Here is a 16,131-nt window from a genome sequence, read left to right on the forward strand (position 1 = left end):
ATGCTTTATTTCTCCCGCTGGAAAGTCGTGGCCATCCTGCTTTCGGTGCTCGCCGGCATCCTCTTTGCGCTGCCCAACATCCTGCCCAAGAACATGCAGGACACCTTGCACCAGTACACGATCCTGCGCCCGGTGACGCTCGGCCTCGATTTGCAGGGCGGCTCCAACGTCCTCATGGAGGTCGACCGCAAGGAGCTCGTCAACACGCTGATCGTCCAGCAGATGGGCGATGTCCGCGCGGCTCTGCGCACCGCCCGCATCGGCTACAAGCTCAACCGCACGCCGAACGGCGTCATCGTGCAGATCACCGAGGCCGCCGATGCCGACAAGGCGAACGAGGTCCTGCGCGGGCTGACGCAGCCGATCGACACCGGCATGTTCGGTACCGGCGTGGCCAATCATATTTTCAATCTCGAGCGCTCCGGCCAGCAATTCACTTTCAGCTTCTCCGAGGCCGGCCTCGAAGCGCGTGTGAGCCGGGCGGTGGAGCAGTCGCTGCGCATCATCGAGAACCGCGTCAACGGCACCGGCATCGCCGAGGCCTCGATCCAGCGCCAGGGCAGGGACCGCATCGTGATCCAGCTGCCGGGCGTCGGCGATCCCGACCAGGTCGTCAAGATGATCGGCCAGACGGCGAAGCTCACCTTCCAGCTCGTCTGCGAAAGCCAGCCCAATTCGGCGACCGACAATCCGCCCCAGGATTGCGCGTCCTATCCGTTGAAGGAAAACCCGCAGCAGAATTTGTGGGTGCAGACATCGAGTGCGGCGACCGTGGATGGCGCCGACCTCAACGACGCGCAGGCCGGTTTCGATTCGCGCAACAACGAGCCGATCGTCAATTTCCGCTTCAACCAGAAGGGCGCGCTGCGCTTCGGCAAGCTCACCACCGACAATGTCGGCAAGCCCTTCGCCATCGTGCTCGACAACCAGGTCATCAGCTATCCGCGCATCAACGAGCCGATCCTTGGCGGCTCGGGCCAGATCTCCGGCAATTTCACGGTCGAGGAAGCCAACAGCCTCGCCATCGTGCTGCGCTCGGGCGCCTTGCCGGCGCGGCTGATCCCGGTCGAGCAGCGCACCGTGGGGCCGAGCCTCGGATCGGACTCGATCAGGGCCGGCGCCGTCGCCTCGGTCATCGCCTTGGTCGCGGTCATGATCTTCATGCTGATCGCTTATGGCCTGTTCGGCATATTCGCCAATTTCGCGCTCATCGTGAACCTCATCCTGTTGATCGGCATCATGTCGGTCGCGGGCTTCACGCTGACCTTGCCGGGCATCGCCGGCATCGTGCTCACCATGGGCATCGCGGTCGATTCCAACGTGCTGGTCTATGAGCGCATCCGTGAGGAATGGCGTCACGGGCGCACCGCGCTCAACTCGATCGAGACCGGTTTCCGGGCGGCGCTGGCGACGGTGCTCGACTCGAACATCACCTCCTTCATCGCCGCCGTGGTGCTGTTCGGCGTCGGCTCGGGTCCGGTGCGCGGCTTCGCCATCGCCCATGCCATCGGCATCCTCACCACCATGTTCACCGCCTTCACTTTCACCCGCCTCATCGTCTCGTGGTGGGTGCGAACGACGAAACCCAAAGAGGTCCCGCTCTAAGCGGATATTCACATGTTCAAGCCCATTCGGTTCATACCGGACGACACCAAGATCAAGTTCATGTTCTGGAGCCGTTACGGCTACTTTGCATCCGGTCTTGCCTGCCTCGCCTCCCTCCTGCTCTTCGTCTTCGTCGGCCTCAATTACGGCGTCGATTTCAAGGGCGGCACAGTCTTCGTCATCCGCACCGAGCAGCCTGCCAATCTCGACGAGCTTCGCAGCAAGGTGAACAGTCTCGGCTTCGGCGATGCCGAATTGCAGGATTTCGGCGGCTCGGGGCATGAAGTGCTGATCCGCCTGCCGACGATCGAGGGCGGCGAGGACGTCCAAAGGACCGTTCAAGACAAGGTCAAGCAGGTATTGGGCGCCGGGATCGAATATCTGTCCATCGATGTCGTCGGTCCCAAAGTATCCGGTGAGTATGCCCAACAGGGTATCGTGGCCATGCTCGTCGCGATCATTGGAATTCTTATTTATATCTGGTTCAGATTCGAATGGCAGTTCGCCATTGCGACGGTTATGTCGCTTCTGCATGACATCATGCTGTCGATCGGATTCTTCGTGCTGATCCGGCTCGAATTCAATTTGCAGATCATCGCGGCGCTGCTGACCATCGTCGGCTATTCGCTCAACGACACCGTCGTCGTGTTCGACCGCGTCCGGGAATATCTGCGCAAGTACAAGCAGATGCCGCTCGCCGACTTGATCGACTTCTCGATCAACAGCGTGCTGCCGAGAACGCTGCTGACCTCGGTGACGACGCTTCTCGCCCTCTTCGCGCTCTATATCTTCGGCGGCGAGGTGCTGAAGGGCTTCACGCTCGCCATGATCTGGGGCGTGATCATCGCCACCTATTCGTCGATCTTCTCGGCTGCGTCGCTGCTGGCGATCCTGGGCGTCAACCGCGATGCCATCCAGATCCAGCCGAGCGGCAGCAAAGTGGAGAAGAAGACGGCGGCGGCGCGGCCCTGATGACGAGCGACCCTCATCCGCCGGGTGAGGGAGACCGCTTTCTCCCCGAACGCGCGCCCATCGATTCCTATGGCAATGGCGGTTTCCGCTTTGCCGCCATGTCGCACCAGGGTTCGCTGCTGATCCTGGCCAATGGCATGCATGCCTGGCGTCCCGGCCGGTTCTCCGACGTCACCAAGGAGGACTTCGCCGCCGTCCTCTCAGGCGACAAGCGCCCGGCCTTCCTGCTCTTCGGGACGGGGAGCGAGATGCATTTTCCTTCAGCCGAACTCAGGAAAGCCTTCGCCGAGGCCCAAGTCGCGCTCGAAGCCATGACGACCGGTGCGGCGGTGCGCACCTATAACATCCTCCTCGCCGAGAAGCGCGACGTCACGGCCGCTCTGATCGCCGTCGAGGCGGTCCGATGAGCCTCGATTACTGCCACGACCTCGTCCGCGCCGGCGACAAGGACCGCTATCTGTCCGCGCTCTTCGCGCCGGATCATCTGAGGCCCAGTCTCCTGGCGCTCTATGCCTTCAATATCGAGGTCGCCCGCATCCGTGAGACGGTGAGCGAGGCGACGCTGGGCGAGATCCGCCTCAAATGGTGGCATGACGCCATCGAAGGCCTCTATGCCGGCGAACCGGCGGGCCATCCGGTCACCGAGGCGCTCGCCCCTGTGATCACCGAAGCCAATCTCCCGAAACAGGCCTTCATCAACATGATCGAGGCCCGCCAGTTCGACCTCTATGACGATCCGATGCCGAGCCTCGGCGCGCTCGAGGGCTATCTCGGCGAGACCTCGTCCATGCTCATCCAGCTTGCCGCCTTGATCCTCGACCGGAACGCCGCGCAGGCGCTCGGCGATGTCTCAGGCCTCGCCGGCGTCGCCATGGGCATAACCGGGCTCCTGCGCTCACTGCCGCTTGCCCGCGCGCGCGGCCAATGTTTCATTCCCAAGGACATGCTCGAGCGCCACGGCCTGTCGCCGGCGCATCTGCTGGCCGGCCGCGACACCGAAACGGTCGCGAAAGTGCTGGCCGAACTTCGCGCCCACGCCGAGAAGAGGCTCACGGAAGCCAGGGCAAAGGCCATAACGGCCGAAACATTCCCCGCATATTTGCCCGCGAGCCTCACCAGCCTCTATCTGGCGCGTCTGGCCAAGCTTGGCGCCCGAAGCCTCAGCGAGATCGCCGATGTCGCTCAATGGCGCCGGCAATGGGCGCTCTACCGCAACGCCCGCGCCCAGACATTGTAGCGCCACAATCGCTCTGTCACACTCGTTGGCCTAACGCCACGGAGCCTTCATGAGTCTTGCCGGCCGCCTGAGCCGCCTTGTCCCCGATCTTTCCGAGACCTTGGCGCGCTTTCCCGCTCCCGCGCTGATTTCCGTTCTCGTCTTCATCTATGCCCAGCTCGATATCGCCGATGTCGTGAGCGATGGCGGCCAGTCCGGCAATCATGTCTATCTGGGAGGTGCTGCCGCCTTTCTCGCCGCGGGTGCAGCGCATTACTTCGCCCAGAGCCGGAACCTGCCGAAGCTCACCGAGATCGTTCTCGCTGGCATAGCGGGCCTCGTGGCCGGGATCCTGGCCTATTGGGATCTGGGCCTCAGGACCTCGCATCTTTTCCTCTTCGCCGGCCTGGTGCCGCTCCTGATGATCGCGGGCTTCCTGCGCGCCGATGCCAAACAAGGGGCGCTCTGGCTGTTCAACCTCAGGCTCGGCCTTGCCGTGCTGCTGGCGATCGTCGTCGGGCTCATCTTCGCCGGCGGCGTCTCCGCCATCATCGAAAGCCTCAATTTCCTGTTCGATGTCGACATACCGTGGCAAGCGCATGAGCATGTCTGGGCGGCCGCGGCCGCGCTTATCGCGCCATTCTATGGCCTGGCGCTGGCGCCAACGCGGCTCGATGAGGAGGTGACCCTCGCCAATACCCGCGACACGCTCATCGAACGTGGCGTCTCGGTGCTGGTCAATTACGTGCTGGTGCCGATCGCCGTCATCTACACGTTGATCCTGCATGCCTATGCCGTGAAGATCCTGCTCAATGGCGTCCTGCCGCGGGGCCAGATCGGCATCATGGTCACCATCTTCGCTTTGGGCGGCACCGCGAGCTGGCTCATCGCCTGGCCCTGGCGCGATACCGGCACCTGGCTGTTGCGCTTCTTCATGCGCTTCTGGTTCTGGTTCACCATCGTCCCGGTCATTCTGCTCGCCATCGCGATCTGGGAGCGCGTTCAGACCTATGGCGTGACGCCGGATCGCTATGGCATCGCGATCGTTGCCGTCTGGCTCGCCATCGTGACCCTCTATCTGGCGATCCGCCGCAACCGCGCCGATATGCGGGTACTCCTCGGCAGTTTCGCGCTCCTCGTTCTCTTGGGCTCGGTGGGGCCCTGGGGCGCCAACAGTGTCTCGATCGGCAGCCAGTTCGGGCGTCTCATGGGTTTCCTCACCAGCGAGAAGCTGCTCACGCCTGACGGCAAGATCGTCGAGCAGATCCCCAAACTGAGCGATCAAGGCAGGCGCGAGATCGACGCCACTTTGGGCGCGCTCAACTATATGGGTGGGCTCGACAAGGTGAAGCCGCTCTTTGAAGGCCGCAAAGACGATCCCTTCGCCGGCGGCGCGACGGGCTGGGATGCCATGACGAAAATCCGCACGGTCCTGACCCTCGATCAGTCGACACCTGTGTCTGATCAAGTGAGCTTCGGCGCCGCCACGCCCGTAGCGCAGGACATCCGCGGGCAGGGCCGGCTCGTGGGGCCTTTCCAGGTCTATTCGAATACTTCCGTCACACTGCAGTCCGACATATGGGCGAAGAGTGCGGGAGAGGCACTGGAGATCACGATCGGCGAAAGAAAATGGTCGATCCCGGTGCGGGTCCTGCTGGAACACATCAAAGCCGAGCTCGCCAAATCCTCGCAGGTTCCAATGTATCAGCAGCGCCCCATCATCTACGACGTCGAGCCCGGTGTACGGCTCGTCATCATCCAGACGCAAGGCACGCTCAACGACAAGCAGGCCTATCTCAGCATGGGCTTCTGGGTCATTCTGCAGCAATAGCCGGCTTGGCGCCGAGCCACTGGTCGAAATCGCGCAAGGCGCGCGAGGTGTAGGCGTGCTTGCGGGCGATCTGCTTGTCCTTGCCGCGCGGCTTCTTGCCGTCGGTCCCTTTCGGGATCTCGACCGGCGGGAACAGGCCGAAATTGACATTCATCGGCTGGAACGAGCCTGAATTGTTGTCGGTCGTCTCGATATGGCCGCCGGTGATGTGGTTGATGAGCGCGCCATGGGCGGTGGTGGCGGGCGGCGGGACGAAGCTTCGCTCGAGCCGTTCCGCGGCCGCCATGCGTCCGGCCATGAGCCCCATGGCGGCACTTTCCACATAGCCTTCGACGCCGGTGATCTGACCGGCGAAGCGCAGGCGCGGGCAAGCTTTCAACCGCAAGCCCGTATCGAGGACCTTGGGGCTGTTGAGGAAGGTGTTGCGGTGGAGGCCGCCGAGCCTGGCGAAGTCCGCCGTCTCGAGGCCGGGAATGGTGCGGAAGACGCGCAGCTGCTCGCCATGCTTGAGCTTCGTCTGGAAGCCGACGATGTTGTAGAGCGTGCCGAGCTTGTTGTCCTGGCGCAATTGCACGACGGCATAGGGCTTGACGGTCGGCTGATGCGCATTGGTGAGGCCGCGCGGCTTCATCGGCCCATGGCGCAAGGTTTCGGGGCCGCGCTCGGCCATCACCTCGATCGGCAGGCAGCCGTCGAAATAGGGCGTCGACTTCTCCCATTCCTTGAAATCGGCCTTGTCGCCCTCGATCAGCGCACGGATGAAAACCTCATACTGCTCGCGCGTCATCGGGCAGTTGATGTAATCCTTGCCGGTGCCGCCGGGACCCGGCTTGTCATAGCGCGACTGGTACCAAGCGATATCCATGTCGATCGTGTCGCGATGGACGATGGGGGCTATGGCATCGAAGAAGGCAAGCCCCGCATCGCCGGTGAGGGCCTGGATGGCCTCGGCGAGGGCAGGGGAGGTCAACGGCCCGGTCGCGATGATGACATTGTCCCACTCTTCGGGCGGCAGACCCGCAACTTCGCCGCGCGCGATGGTGATGAGCGGATGGCGCTCGAGCGTCTCGGTGATGGCGGCCGAGAAGCCGTCGCGATCGACGGCAAGGGCGCCGCCCGCCGGCACCTTGTGGCGATCGCCCATGCGCATGATGAGCGATGAGGCGCGCCGCATCTCCTCATGCAGGAGGCCGACCGCATTGGTGGCGACATCGTCGGAACGGAAGGAATTGGAGCAGACGAGCTCGGCAAGGCCCTCGGTCTTGTGCGCATCGGTCATCCGGACCGGGCGCATTTCATGGAGCACGACCGGCACCTGGGCTTCCGCCGCCTGCCAGGCGGCCTCGCTGCCGGCCAGGCCGCCGCCGATGATATGAATGGGCTTAATCGTCATGGCCGGGGACCTATCACACCGAGCCTCGAAACTCCAACCTAGCATGTTTGATGGGCCCCGGCATCATGGCGTTTACGTGCACGTCCCGAGCCGCTATGACGACTGTCTGTGGGAGGATGAATGTTCAAGAAGATCCTGATCGCCAACCGGGGCGAAATAGCCTGCCGGGTCATCAAGACGGCACGCCGCATGGGCATCAAGACCGTCGCTGTCTATTCCGAAGCTGACGCGGCGTCCCTTCATGTCGAGATGGCGGATGAGAAGGTCCTCATCGGCCCACCGGCCGCGGCCCAGTCCTATCTCGTCATCGAGAAGATCGTGGAGGCCTGCAGGAAGACCGGCTCGCAAGCCGTCCATCCGGGCTATGGCTTCCTCTCTGAGAGATCGGCTTTCCCCAAGGCTCTGGCCGAGGCCGGCATCACCTTCATCGGTCCCAATCCGCAGGCGATCGATGCCATGGGCGACAAGATCGAATCCAAGAAGGCGGCCGCCGCGGCCAAGGTGTCGACCGTTCCGGGCCATCTCGGCGTCATCGAGGACGAAGCCGAGGCGGTGAAGATCGCAAAGAAGATCGGCTATCCGGTGATGATCAAGGCCTCGGCCGGCGGCGGCGGCAAGGGCATGCGCGTCGCGCAATCGGATGCGGAAGTGAAGGACGGCTTCGCGCGCTCGCGCTCGGAAGCGAAATCATCCTTCGGCGACGACCGCGTCTTCATCGAGAAATTCATCGTCAATCCGCGCCATGTCGAGATCCAGGTCCTGGGCGACAAGCATGGCAATGTCATTTATCTGGGCGAGCGCGAATGCTCGATCCAGCGGCGCAACCAGAAGGTCATCGAAGAAGCGCCGTCCCCGCTGCTCGACGAGAAGACGCGCAAAGCCATGGGCGAGCAGGCGGTGGCGCTCGCCAAGGCGGTGAACTACGATTCTGCCGGCACCGTCGAATTCGTCGCCGGCCAGGACCGCTCCTTCTATTTCCTCGAGATGAATACCAGGCTCCAGGTCGAGCATCCGGTGACCGAGCTGGTCACCGGCATCGATCTCGTCGAGCAGATGATCAGGGTTGCAGCGGGCGAGAGGCTCGAGCTCGCCCAGAAGGACGTGAAGCTCAAAGGCTGGGCAGTGGAATCGCGCGTCTATGCGGAGGATCCCTATCGCAATTTCCTCCCCTCGACCGGCCGGCTCATCAAATATCGCCCGCCCAAGGAGAGTGCTGAGGACGGGATCACGGTGCGCAACGACACCGGCGTCTTCGAGGGCGGCGAGATCTCGATCTATTACGACCCGATGATCGCCAAGCTCTGCACTCATGGGCCCGACCGCGCTTCCGCCATCGCCGCCATGAGCGCCGCCCTCGATGAATTCTATGTCGAGGGGATAGGGCACAATATCCCCTTCCTCGCCGCGATCATGGAGAATGAGCGCTGGAAGTCGGGCCAGCTCTCGACCGGCTTCATCGCCGAGGAATTCCCGCAAGGTTTTGCCAGCAACGCGCTCACACCCGACCTCAAGGCTACTCTGTCGGCCGTCGCCGTCACCGTCGACAATATCGAGAACCGGCGCAAGCGCCGCATCGGCGGCCAGATCGACGGCAAGGCAGTGACGTTCAGCCCTGAGAGAGTGGTGCGTCTCGGCAATGACTGGCTGCCCGTCAGTATTGTCAGCGAGGACGAGAAAGGGGTCACGCTCAACAATGGCAAGGCCGGTTTCGTGCGCAGTCAATGGACGCCCGGCAACCCGATCTGGCGCGGCGAGATCGACGGCAAGCCCGTCTCGGTCCTCGTGCGCCGCATCCTCAATGGCTATCGCCTGTCACATAAGGGCGTCACCGTCGATGCTTTCGTGTTCAACGGCAAGGAGGCGGAGCTTGCCCGGCTGATGCCGGTGAAGAAGGCGGCGGACACCTCGAAGAAGCTCTTGTGCCCGATGCCGGGCCTCGTGGTCTCGATCGCGGTCACCGAGGGCCAGGAGATCAAGGCGGGCGAGCCGCTCGCCATCGTCGAAGCGATGAAGATGGAGAATATTCTCCGGGCCGAGCGCGATGCGCTGGTCAAGAAGATCCATGTCAAGAAGGGTGACAGCCTCGCCGTCGATGCGGTCATCATGGAATTCGCATGACCAAGGTCCTGCATGCCCAGATCACCGGGCGGGTGCAGGGAGTGGGCTATCGCGCCTGGGCGGCCTCCGAGGCGGAAAGGTTGGGTCTCGCGGGCTGGGTGCGCAACCGGCACGACGGCACAGTCGAGGCGGTGTTCAAGGGCCAAGAGGACGCGGTGGTCCGCATGCTGGACGAATGCTGGCGGGGGCCGAGAGGGGCCAAGGTGGACAATGTCGTCGCCACCGCCATCGCCGATGAAGGCTGGAAAGATTTTTCAGTATTGCCGACGGCTTGAGAGAAATCTTGCTGGTTGCCCCGGCCGGCCATTGTCGGTGGCTCCCTGAAAATACAGGGAAGTTACAGGGTAAATCTCGAAAAGCGGGATCAAAACGCCGCGAAACGGGACACTCACCAAGCAATATCAATAATTTAGGGGAATCCCTTCAGATACTGGCGCAGGGAATATCAGCCGAAAATGTCGCGATAGGCGCCATGGAGCGCCAGATCGGCATCTTCCATCGTGACCGGGAGACCGAGATCGACCAGGCTGGTGACACCATGGTCGCGGACGCCGCAAGGGACGATGCCGGAGAAGTGGCTGAGGTCCGGATCGACATTGAGGCTGATGCCATGGAAGCTCACGCCGTGGCGCACCCTGATCCCGATGGCGGCGATCTTGTCCTCGATGCCGGGACCTTTCTCGGGCCGCCTGACCCACACTCCGACCCGGTCCTCGCGGCGCTCGCCTTTGACATTGAAGGCGGCGAGCGTGGCGATGATCCAGCTTTCGAGGCCGGCGACGAAGGCCCTGACGTCATGGCCGCGCTGGCGCAGGTCGAGCATCACATAGGCGACCCGCTGGCCGGGGCCATGATAGGTATATTGCCCGCCACGGCCCGTTTTATGGACCGGGAAGCGGTCGGGGGCCACGAGATCGCCGTCCTTGGCGCTGGTGCCGGCGGTATAGAGGGGCGGGTGCTCGAGCAGCCAGACGAGCTCGGGCGCCTCGCTTTTGGCGATGGCCAGCGTCTCACGCTCCATGCGGGCCAAGGCGTCCTCGTAAGACACGAGCCCGGATGAGGTTTCCCAGCGTGCCGGGAGGCCTGTTTTGAGGGCTAAAGCGAGGCTCGAGCGCGGGCGCATGGGCCTTAGATAGTCCCCGGGCGACCTCGAGAAAAGGGCCCGTTCACGGGGGTTGATTTCGCCAAATCTGCCTGATACACACCGCCCGCTTCCAATGATTTGCGGCCGTGGCGGAATTGGTAGACGCACTAGCTTGAGGTGCTAGCGAGTAACATCGTGGAGGTTCGAGTCCTCTCGGCCGCACCATGCAGTAAAATCAATACATTTCAGGAGGTTAGACGAGTAACGGAGTTGCTTGTTTAGCTTCATTGTGTAGGCTGAAAAAGCCGAACGCGCCCCTTCGCAGATTGCTAGCTAAGGCGAGGATTCGATGTTTGAAGCGCTCACAAAAAAGGGCTTTCAGGTTGAGTTTCACTCCCACGCGCAAGCCATTCTCAGCGGTGACTTTCCCGATGCATCGGGCCAGCTAGAGGCGGTGTTGGCTAACGTCACCATTCCGATTGAGGAAATAGTCGGATCAGGAGGTGGTGAAACGAAAGGGACGCAAAGATTGCGAAAAGCCTTGGCCGAACACGGCTGGCTAAAGCATAATTTTGTGATTGAAAAGATCGTGGACGGCGAGAAGAAGGAATCACAGTCGCACGAAATCGATCACGTGAAGCGCTTCGACAAAGGCATTGTCGCTCTTGAAATCGAGTGGAATAACAAGGACCCGTTCTTTGACCGGGACCTGGAGAACTTCAAACGACTCCACGCCGAGGGCGCAATCTCGGTCGGCATCATCGTAACGCGGGGACTGTCGCTCCAAGATAATATGCGGCCGCTGGTGCGGCGTTTTGCGGGCGATAGGAAACTTGGTGACATTGATCATTTGAGGAATGTCGGATTGAATCCTACAAGCCGGCAAGTAGCGGCAATCCTAGGCAGGGTTAAGCGCGGCGCAGTTTTTGGTGAGGCTTGGGCTGACTTGTTCGTTTCCGATAAATACGGCGCATCAACTACCCATTGGAGAAAGTTGGAAGACCGTGTCCAGCGCGGCGTCGGGAATCCTTGTCCGCTTGTCCTCGTAGGATTGCCCGACTCCACCGTGACCTTTGGAGAGCCCGCCGAAGCTATAAAGGAATTGATAGCCGAAGCCGAAGCTACTCAGCAGGAATCCGATTAGCCTGGGAATGATGGGCGTAGGTGTCCCAGGTCGGTCGATAGGTGTCGTCTGCCTGATTACCCCATACGACCCAATCTGGCCGGGTACCCCTAGCGAACATTTCTAAGTAAGGCCCCCAAGAGCAACCTTCTATAATCTGGTATTGTTCATCCGGCTTTCGGCTATGCTCCCGTTTGCGAGTAGCGAACAACTCATCATGATCCTCTTGGCCGTTCTTCAGGAAGTTGACTTGTCGGCGACCTGGTCGGAGTGTTCTGGCGTTCTTGCCCTTCACCCCAAATAAGAGCAGTTCCGTTACATTGCGGAAGTAGAAACCAACGCCGCGCCCGTCAGAGCCACCATCCTTGCGGACTTTATGCCATACGATGTTGCTCTTATACGCAAAGCCCCAGGCTTTCATTACCGCCAAACCTTCAGGCAATAGGGCGTTCGGGACCCACAGATAGAGGTGTGACCGTGGTGCCGCAATCTGAGAGACCGGTATGTCGCATATCTCCTGCAACGTCATCGTCGAGTAACGATTAAGCCGGCGATGTTCCGGTGCAACCTTGCCTGTCTTGTTTTGAAATTGCCACGGCGGATCGGCCAATATAGTGCCAAACCGCAAATCTCCAACCGCCTGTAGCAAACTTTGTCCAACTGACGGGTCCGGCGTTGCTTTCGTCATTGACGCATTCCAATTGATTCTCTCAGATTCAAGCATACGGTTCTCCCGCCACATAGGCATAGATGGACGCTATCCACGTTCCTGTTTATTCGTAGGAACCTCGACTATGGCGACTCACATGTTCCGTGTATGTTCTATGTGATGTCGCAACTACTGTCAATAGCATGTATGCGATGACGCTACCTTAAATAGATTAATTGGCAGGCTTTGAACGGCTTCGTACGTCGGGCTCGAAATAACACCCACCTGGGGGCATGAGGAGATCGTAGCCATGCAGGTCGTCACCGCCGACGTTCAGCCGCGCGAAGAATGGCGCCCTGGCGTCGAAACCAGGATGCTGGTCTCGGCCCTGACCGGCGCGACGCAACTGTGCATCTTCGAGCAATGGGTGGCACCGACCAAGGGAACACCTGTTCATTCCCATCCGGTGGAGGAGGTGCTGACCGTTCTCGTGGGCGAGGCCGCCATGTGGATCGACGACCAGCATGCCGTCTTGAAAGCCGGCCAGTCCTTGTTGATCCCGGCGCACAGAAAGCATGGCTTCCGCAATGCCGGCACTGGCATCTTGCATATGCATGCCGTGCTGTCGTCGCCGATCTTCGAAGCCTCGGTCGAAGGCGTGGATGCGCCAGTGCGGCACTGGCTTGCCGAGTCGTAGATGGCGGAAAACAGGCCCACCTTCGCCCTTTGGGCTTCTGCTGCACGATTCAAAATTTGTGCGAGGACAACGCGCGATCGTTAAGGCTCCATTAACCATATCGATACAGGTTAATGAAATCTGAACGACGCAGGAATTGTACTCGCCATGCCGATCGCAAACCAACGCACGATGCGCTTTCTTGGGCGATCATACATGGCGTTCGTTTTTACTCCCGAAGAACCCCTCATCGACTGGCTCGCGCAGCTGGATGGCTGGCTGGCGCGCCAGCCCGGATTCTTCGGCGGCCGGCCGGTCGTGCTCGACCTGGCGAATGTGAAGCTGCACAGGCCGGGCATAGCTCATCTGGTCTCCTGTCTGCTCGAGCGCGACATCCGCGTCATCGGCCTCGAAAGCGCCGATCCGGCGCAGCTTGGACCCGATCTGCCGCCGCTCCTTTCCGGCCGTCCCGTAAACGGCCATGAGGTCATTGCGCTGTCGCGGCCCGAGCCGACGAAGGCACCGGTGCCGGCTCCGAAACCACAAGTCGCATCGTTGCTGATCGATCGTCCGGTGCGCTCCGGCCAGTCGATCATCTTCCCGGAAGGGGATGTGAGCGTGCTGGGCTCGGTCGGATCGGGCGCCGAGGTCGTGGCCGGCGGGTCGATCCACATTTACGGGACGCTGCGCGGCCGCGCCATGGCGGGTCATATGGGCAACGCCCGCGCGCGCATCTTCTGCCAGAAGATCGAAGCCGAGCTCCTGGCGATCAACGGCTATTACCGCACTGCCGAGGAAATCGACGCCGGCCTCCGCGGCCGGCCGATGCAGGCCTGGCTGAACGACAATGTGATGATGATCACGGCGCTGAATTGAGGGTTTTTAGGAGGAGTTAGAATGGGAAAAGTCCTGGTCGTGACGTCTGGCAAGGGGGGCGTGGGAAAGACCACCACGACGGCGTCACTTGGCGCCGCGCTTGCGCAGACGGGTGAAACGGTCGTCGTCGTCGATTTCGACGTGGGGCTTCGCAACCTTGACCTGGTCATGGGCGCCGAACGGCGCGTCGTCTTCGACCTGATCAACGTCATCCAGGGCGTCGCCAAGCTGTCGCAGGCGCTCATTCGCGACAAGCGGCTCGAGAGCCTGTGGCTGCTGCCCGCCTCGCAGACGCGCGACAAGGACGCGCTGACCGAGGAAGGGGTAGGGCGCGTCATCGGCGAGCTCAAGGAGAAATTCGACTGGGTGATCTGCGACAGCCCGGCCGGCATCGAGCGCGGCGCCATCCTGGCGATGCGCTATGCCGATGCCGCCGTCATCGTCACCAATCCGGAAGTATCGTCGGTTCGCGATTCCGACCGCATCATCGGGATGCTCGATTCGAAGACCATGCGGGCCGAAAGCGGCGAGCGCATCGACAAGCATCTGCTCATCACGCGCTATGACTCGGCGCGCGCGGCGCGAGGCGAGATGCTCTCGATCGACGATGTGCTCGAAATTCTCTCGACCCCGCTGCTCGGCATCATCCCGGAGAGCCAGGATGTGCTGCGCGCCTCCAATGTCGGCTCGCCGGTCACCCTCAGCAGCCGGCTGAGCGCGCCCGCCCGCGCCTATATGGAGGCCGCGAGACGGCTCCAGGGCGAAAGCGTCTCGATGACCGTTCCCTCCCAAAAACGGGGACTGTTCGACAAACTCTTCGGACGGAGGGCCGCATGAACGTGTTCAAGTTCTTTCGCAGAGGCGGTTCGGCGCCGGTGGCGCGCGAGCGTCTGCAGATCCTGCTCGCCCACGAACGCAAGGCGTCGAACCAGCCCGACTTGCTCAACGTCCTGCGCGAGGAAATCCTCGCCGTCGTTGCCAAGCATGTCTCGCTCGAGCCGGACAGGGTGCAGATCAGGATGGATCGCGGCGACCCCGTCTCGGTCCTCGAGGTGGATATCGAGATCCCCAACAAGTTCGACCTGCCGAAGATGGGAGCCGCTTAGGGGTATCCTCGAACCTCGCTACCAGATCCTTGGGTTTGCAGGTGTCGCCACCGCGGCGTTAGTGCGTGATGACTTGAAAAAGAGTCGGCCCGCCGAAACACCCTCATGCTGAGGCGCGACCCCGGCCTTGAGCCGGGGGAGCCTCGAAGCATGATCCAGGGACGACGATCTTGCCGCTTGCCACCCTTCGAGGGCCGCTTCGCGGCCACCTCAGGGTGAGGGTTGTGAGGCGGATCTAAACTCATCCTGGACTAGCGTTTCACGTCCTGCAGGATGAGCGTAATGGCGCGGCGCAGCTTCGGCAATGTCTGCTTCTGCTTTGCAGTCTCCGCGCGGATTTTTTCGATGGCCGCCTCAAGCTTCGCAGTCTCCGCGCGGGCTTTTTCGATGGCCGCTTCGAGCTTCGAAGTGTCCGCGCGGGTTTTTTCGATGGCCGCCTCCAGCTCGGCCTCGCGCTCGCTTCCTTTCTCAGGGGCGCTCGTTTTTGCTTTGCAGGGCCGAAAGATTCGGCCCCGCGTGTAGACCAGATCGTTTTGGCGTTGTTCGGTACTGTCGTCGTAGAGGATCAAGTCGACACCGGTTATGTCACGCCGGTCAGTCAGGCGTTCATCGGGCTTGCCCTCGACCCTCAATATCCAGCTGTCATCCCCCTGAGAGAGCAACAACTGCGCGCCTTCCGAACACCATTTCAGCGTCTCGGCGGCGTCAGCGCCTGCCGTGCCGCAGAACAACACCATCAAGGCCAGGAGTTTGCGCATTTCGAGCCCCTCGTTATTCGTGTCTCAATTCTTTCGGGATCAACGCGATTTTTCACGAATGCCGCCGCAAGCCCGGCCGCGTGATCGTCGCCTTCGTCGCCATAAGCCGCAGTGTTGCGCCAATGGCCGGCGATTGCCAAGCGGGATCGAGCGGCGAGGCGGATTGCCCGGGCACATGCCGGCAGAGCGTCAGTCGAAGAGCCACCACCGTTTGTAATGTCCGGAATAAGGAGATGAGCGGTAATACGGCCGATAGGTGCTCTTACAGGGCCGATCAGAGCCGTAACGGGGCAGATAATATCCATAGTAGGGTGGACAAGGGTAGGACGACCGAAGGTGCTCGCGGTAGCGTCGGTATCGGGCCTCGCAGCGACCGTCCCGGCAATAGCGCCGGTAGTGGACCTGGACAAGATTGCCGTTGCTTGCGGCATCGATCTTCACCGGTCCGGTTTGTGGCATGGCCTGGCTCGAGGTTGGGACGGTAAAAACAGCGCTGATCAAAACAGCGGCGGCGATGGCCAATATCCTGAAGTTGATCACGGCAAGGGGCCTCCTCGCTAGGGCAAGTCCAGGGCAGTTTGGCATGTCCGCACCCTGATTGCGATAGGCAGTGCCCCTAGAGCAAATCCCGCCAAAGTTGAAGACTTTGGCGATAAGGATTTGCTCCAGGATATTGATTTGCTGCGAATCCTTTTCGGCGAAGTGATTCCACTTCGCCGGGATA

The 16,131-nt window shown here is 61.5% G+C and carries 16 protein-coding genes and 1 tRNA gene; 13 read left to right on the forward strand and 4 right to left on the reverse strand.

The features are described 5' to 3' along the window. From secD to DS839_RS28760, 5 genes are read left to right on the forward strand one after another with little or no spacing between them, the layout of a single operon-like run. The gene (gene secD, locus DS839_RS28740; RefSeq protein WP_162918871.1) at positions 1–1,605 is read left to right on the forward strand and encodes a protein translocase subunit SecD; all 1,605 of its coding nucleotides are present in this window, start codon (positions 1–3) and stop codon (positions 1,603–1,605) included. 12 nt (positions 1,606–1,617) lie between these two features. Next, a complete protein-coding gene (gene secF, locus DS839_RS28745; protein WP_119273957.1) occupies positions 1,618–2,577 on the forward strand; it encodes a protein translocase subunit SecF in 960 nt (319 codons plus the stop codon). After that, positions 2,577–2,984 (forward strand): Mth938-like domain-containing protein, encoded by a 408-nt coding sequence (locus DS839_RS28750; RefSeq protein ID WP_119273958.1) that lies wholly within the window; start codon positions 2,577–2,579, stop codon positions 2,982–2,984. Before secF ends, DS839_RS28750 begins: the two co-directional genes overlap by 1 nt. Then, complete coding sequence (locus tag DS839_RS28755; protein ID WP_119273959.1) at positions 2,981–3,814, forward strand: phytoene/squalene synthase family protein; 834 nt, start codon at positions 2,981–2,983, stop codon at positions 3,812–3,814. Before DS839_RS28750 ends, DS839_RS28755 begins: the two co-directional genes overlap by 4 nt. 49 nt (positions 3,815–3,863) lie before the next feature. Then, the gene (locus tag DS839_RS28760; protein WP_119273960.1) at positions 3,864–5,624 is read left to right on the forward strand and encodes a DUF4153 domain-containing protein; all 1,761 of its coding nucleotides are present in this window, start codon (positions 3,864–3,866) and stop codon (positions 5,622–5,624) included. On the opposite strand, the gene trmFO is transcribed toward DS839_RS28760, so the two are convergent. Continuing rightward, on the reverse strand, positions 5,608–7,017 hold the full coding sequence (gene trmFO, locus DS839_RS28765; protein WP_119273961.1) for a methylenetetrahydrofolate--tRNA-(uracil(54)-C(5))-methyltransferase (FADH(2)-oxidizing) TrmFO: 1,410 nt from the start codon (positions 7,015–7,017) through the stop codon (positions 5,608–5,610). The genes DS839_RS28760 and trmFO overlap by 17 nt on opposite strands. Positions 7,018–7,137: 120 nt before the next feature. Between trmFO and DS839_RS28770 the strand changes: the two genes are divergently transcribed. Beyond that, positions 7,138–9,135 carry an acetyl-CoA carboxylase biotin carboxylase subunit gene (locus DS839_RS28770; RefSeq protein ID WP_119273962.1) on the forward strand — a complete coding sequence of 666 codons (1,998 nt, stop codon included), beginning with the start codon at positions 7,138–7,140 and terminating at the stop codon, positions 9,133–9,135. Then, positions 9,132–9,410, forward strand: a complete 279-nt coding sequence (locus DS839_RS28775; protein ID WP_119273963.1) for an acylphosphatase — start codon at positions 9,132–9,134, stop codon at positions 9,408–9,410. Before DS839_RS28770 ends, DS839_RS28775 begins: the two co-directional genes overlap by 4 nt. Before the next feature lie 170 nt (positions 9,411–9,580). On the opposite strand, the gene lipB is transcribed toward DS839_RS28775, so the two are convergent. Then, positions 9,581–10,258, reverse strand: coding sequence for a lipoyl(octanoyl) transferase LipB (gene lipB / locus DS839_RS28780; protein WP_119273964.1), 678 nt, complete (start codon positions 10,256–10,258; stop codon positions 9,581–9,583). A 101-nt stretch (positions 10,259–10,359) separates the two neighbouring features. Between lipB and DS839_RS28785 the strand changes: the two genes are divergently transcribed. Both DS839_RS28785 and DS839_RS28790 read left to right on the forward strand, forming a co-directional pair. Continuing rightward, positions 10,360–10,444 (forward strand) — tRNA-Leu (locus DS839_RS28785). 124 nt (positions 10,445–10,568) lie between these two features. Beyond that, a complete protein-coding gene (locus tag DS839_RS28790; RefSeq protein ID WP_119273965.1) occupies positions 10,569–11,363 on the forward strand; it encodes a BglII/BstYI family type II restriction endonuclease in 795 nt (264 codons plus the stop codon). On the opposite strand, the gene DS839_RS28795 is transcribed toward DS839_RS28790, so the two are convergent. Next, entirely contained in the window at positions 11,341–12,030 is a 690-nt protein-coding gene (locus DS839_RS28795) for an MT-A70 family methyltransferase (protein WP_119274049.1), read from the reverse strand. The two genes, DS839_RS28790 and DS839_RS28795, sit on opposite strands and share 23 nt — an antisense overlap. A gap of 271 nt (positions 12,031–12,301) precedes the next feature. Here DS839_RS28795 and DS839_RS28800 point away from each other — a divergent pair, with 271 nt between their 5' ends. The 4 genes from DS839_RS28800 to minE all read left to right on the forward strand — a co-directional run bounded on the left by DS839_RS28800 (position 12,302) and on the right by minE (position 14,649). Beyond that, positions 12,302–12,688 carry a cupin domain-containing protein gene (locus DS839_RS28800; RefSeq protein WP_368911975.1) on the forward strand — a complete coding sequence of 129 codons (387 nt, stop codon included), beginning with the start codon at positions 12,302–12,304 and terminating at the stop codon, positions 12,686–12,688. Positions 12,689–12,883: 195 nt separating this feature from the next. Further along, positions 12,884–13,543 carry a septum site-determining protein MinC gene (minC, locus tag DS839_RS28805; RefSeq protein WP_368911976.1) on the forward strand — a complete coding sequence of 220 codons (660 nt, stop codon included), beginning with the start codon at positions 12,884–12,886 and terminating at the stop codon, positions 13,541–13,543. A gap of 21 nt (positions 13,544–13,564) precedes the next feature. Further along, positions 13,565–14,380 (forward strand): septum site-determining protein MinD, encoded by an 816-nt coding sequence (gene minD / locus DS839_RS28810; protein ID WP_119273967.1) that lies wholly within the window; start codon positions 13,565–13,567, stop codon positions 14,378–14,380. Continuing rightward, positions 14,377–14,649, forward strand: a complete 273-nt coding sequence (gene minE / locus DS839_RS28815; protein ID WP_119273968.1) for a cell division topological specificity factor MinE — start codon at positions 14,377–14,379, stop codon at positions 14,647–14,649. The genes minD and minE overlap by 4 nt, the downstream gene beginning before the upstream one ends. Before the next feature lie 251 nt (positions 14,650–14,900). Here minE and DS839_RS28820 read toward each other — a convergent pair whose 3' ends face one another. Further along, positions 14,901–15,407, reverse strand: coding sequence for a hypothetical protein (locus DS839_RS28820; protein WP_119273969.1), 507 nt, complete (start codon positions 15,405–15,407; stop codon positions 14,901–14,903). Positions 15,408–16,131 lie beyond the last annotated feature (724 nt).

The sequence above is a fragment of the Taklimakanibacter deserti genome, assembly GCA_003574785.1.

Bases quoted from the DNA above. Each gene is read 5' to 3' on its own strand.
- secD (WP_162918871.1), top strand. From the start codon at position 1: ATGCTTTATTTCTCCCGCTGGAAAGTCGTGGCCATCCTGCTTTCGGTG.
- secF (WP_119273957.1), top strand. From the start codon at position 1,618: ATGTTCAAGCCCATTCGGTTCATACCGGACGACACCAAGATCAAGTTC.
- DS839_RS28750 (WP_119273958.1), top strand. From the start codon at position 2,577: ATGACGAGCGACCCTCATCCGCCGGGTGAGGGAGACCGCTTTCTCCCC.
- DS839_RS28755 (WP_119273959.1), top strand. From the start codon at position 2,981: ATGAGCCTCGATTACTGCCACGACCTCGTCCGCGCCGGCGACAAGGAC.
- DS839_RS28760 (WP_119273960.1), top strand. From the start codon at position 3,864: ATGAGTCTTGCCGGCCGCCTGAGCCGCCTTGTCCCCGATCTTTCCGAG.
- trmFO (WP_119273961.1), bottom strand. From the start codon at position 7,017: ATGACGATTAAGCCCATTCATATCATCGGCGGCGGCCTGGCCGGCAGC.
- DS839_RS28770 (WP_119273962.1), top strand. From the start codon at position 7,138: ATGTTCAAGAAGATCCTGATCGCCAACCGGGGCGAAATAGCCTGCCGG.
- DS839_RS28775 (WP_119273963.1), top strand. From the start codon at position 9,132: ATGACCAAGGTCCTGCATGCCCAGATCACCGGGCGGGTGCAGGGAGTG.
- lipB (WP_119273964.1), bottom strand. From the start codon at position 10,258: ATGCGCCCGCGCTCGAGCCTCGCTTTAGCCCTCAAAACAGGCCTCCCG.
- DS839_RS28790 (WP_119273965.1), top strand. From the start codon at position 10,569: ATGTTTGAAGCGCTCACAAAAAAGGGCTTTCAGGTTGAGTTTCACTCC.
- DS839_RS28795 (WP_119274049.1), bottom strand. From the start codon at position 12,030: ATGACGAAAGCAACGCCGGACCCGTCAGTTGGACAAAGTTTGCTACAG.
- DS839_RS28800 (WP_368911975.1), top strand. From the start codon at position 12,302: ATGCAGGTCGTCACCGCCGACGTTCAGCCGCGCGAAGAATGGCGCCCT.
- minC (WP_368911976.1), top strand. From the start codon at position 12,884: ATGGCGTTCGTTTTTACTCCCGAAGAACCCCTCATCGACTGGCTCGCG.
- minD (WP_119273967.1), top strand. From the start codon at position 13,565: ATGGGAAAAGTCCTGGTCGTGACGTCTGGCAAGGGGGGCGTGGGAAAG.
- minE (WP_119273968.1), top strand. From the start codon at position 14,377: ATGAACGTGTTCAAGTTCTTTCGCAGAGGCGGTTCGGCGCCGGTGGCG.
- DS839_RS28820 (WP_119273969.1), bottom strand. From the start codon at position 15,407: ATGCGCAAACTCCTGGCCTTGATGGTGTTGTTCTGCGGCACGGCAGGC.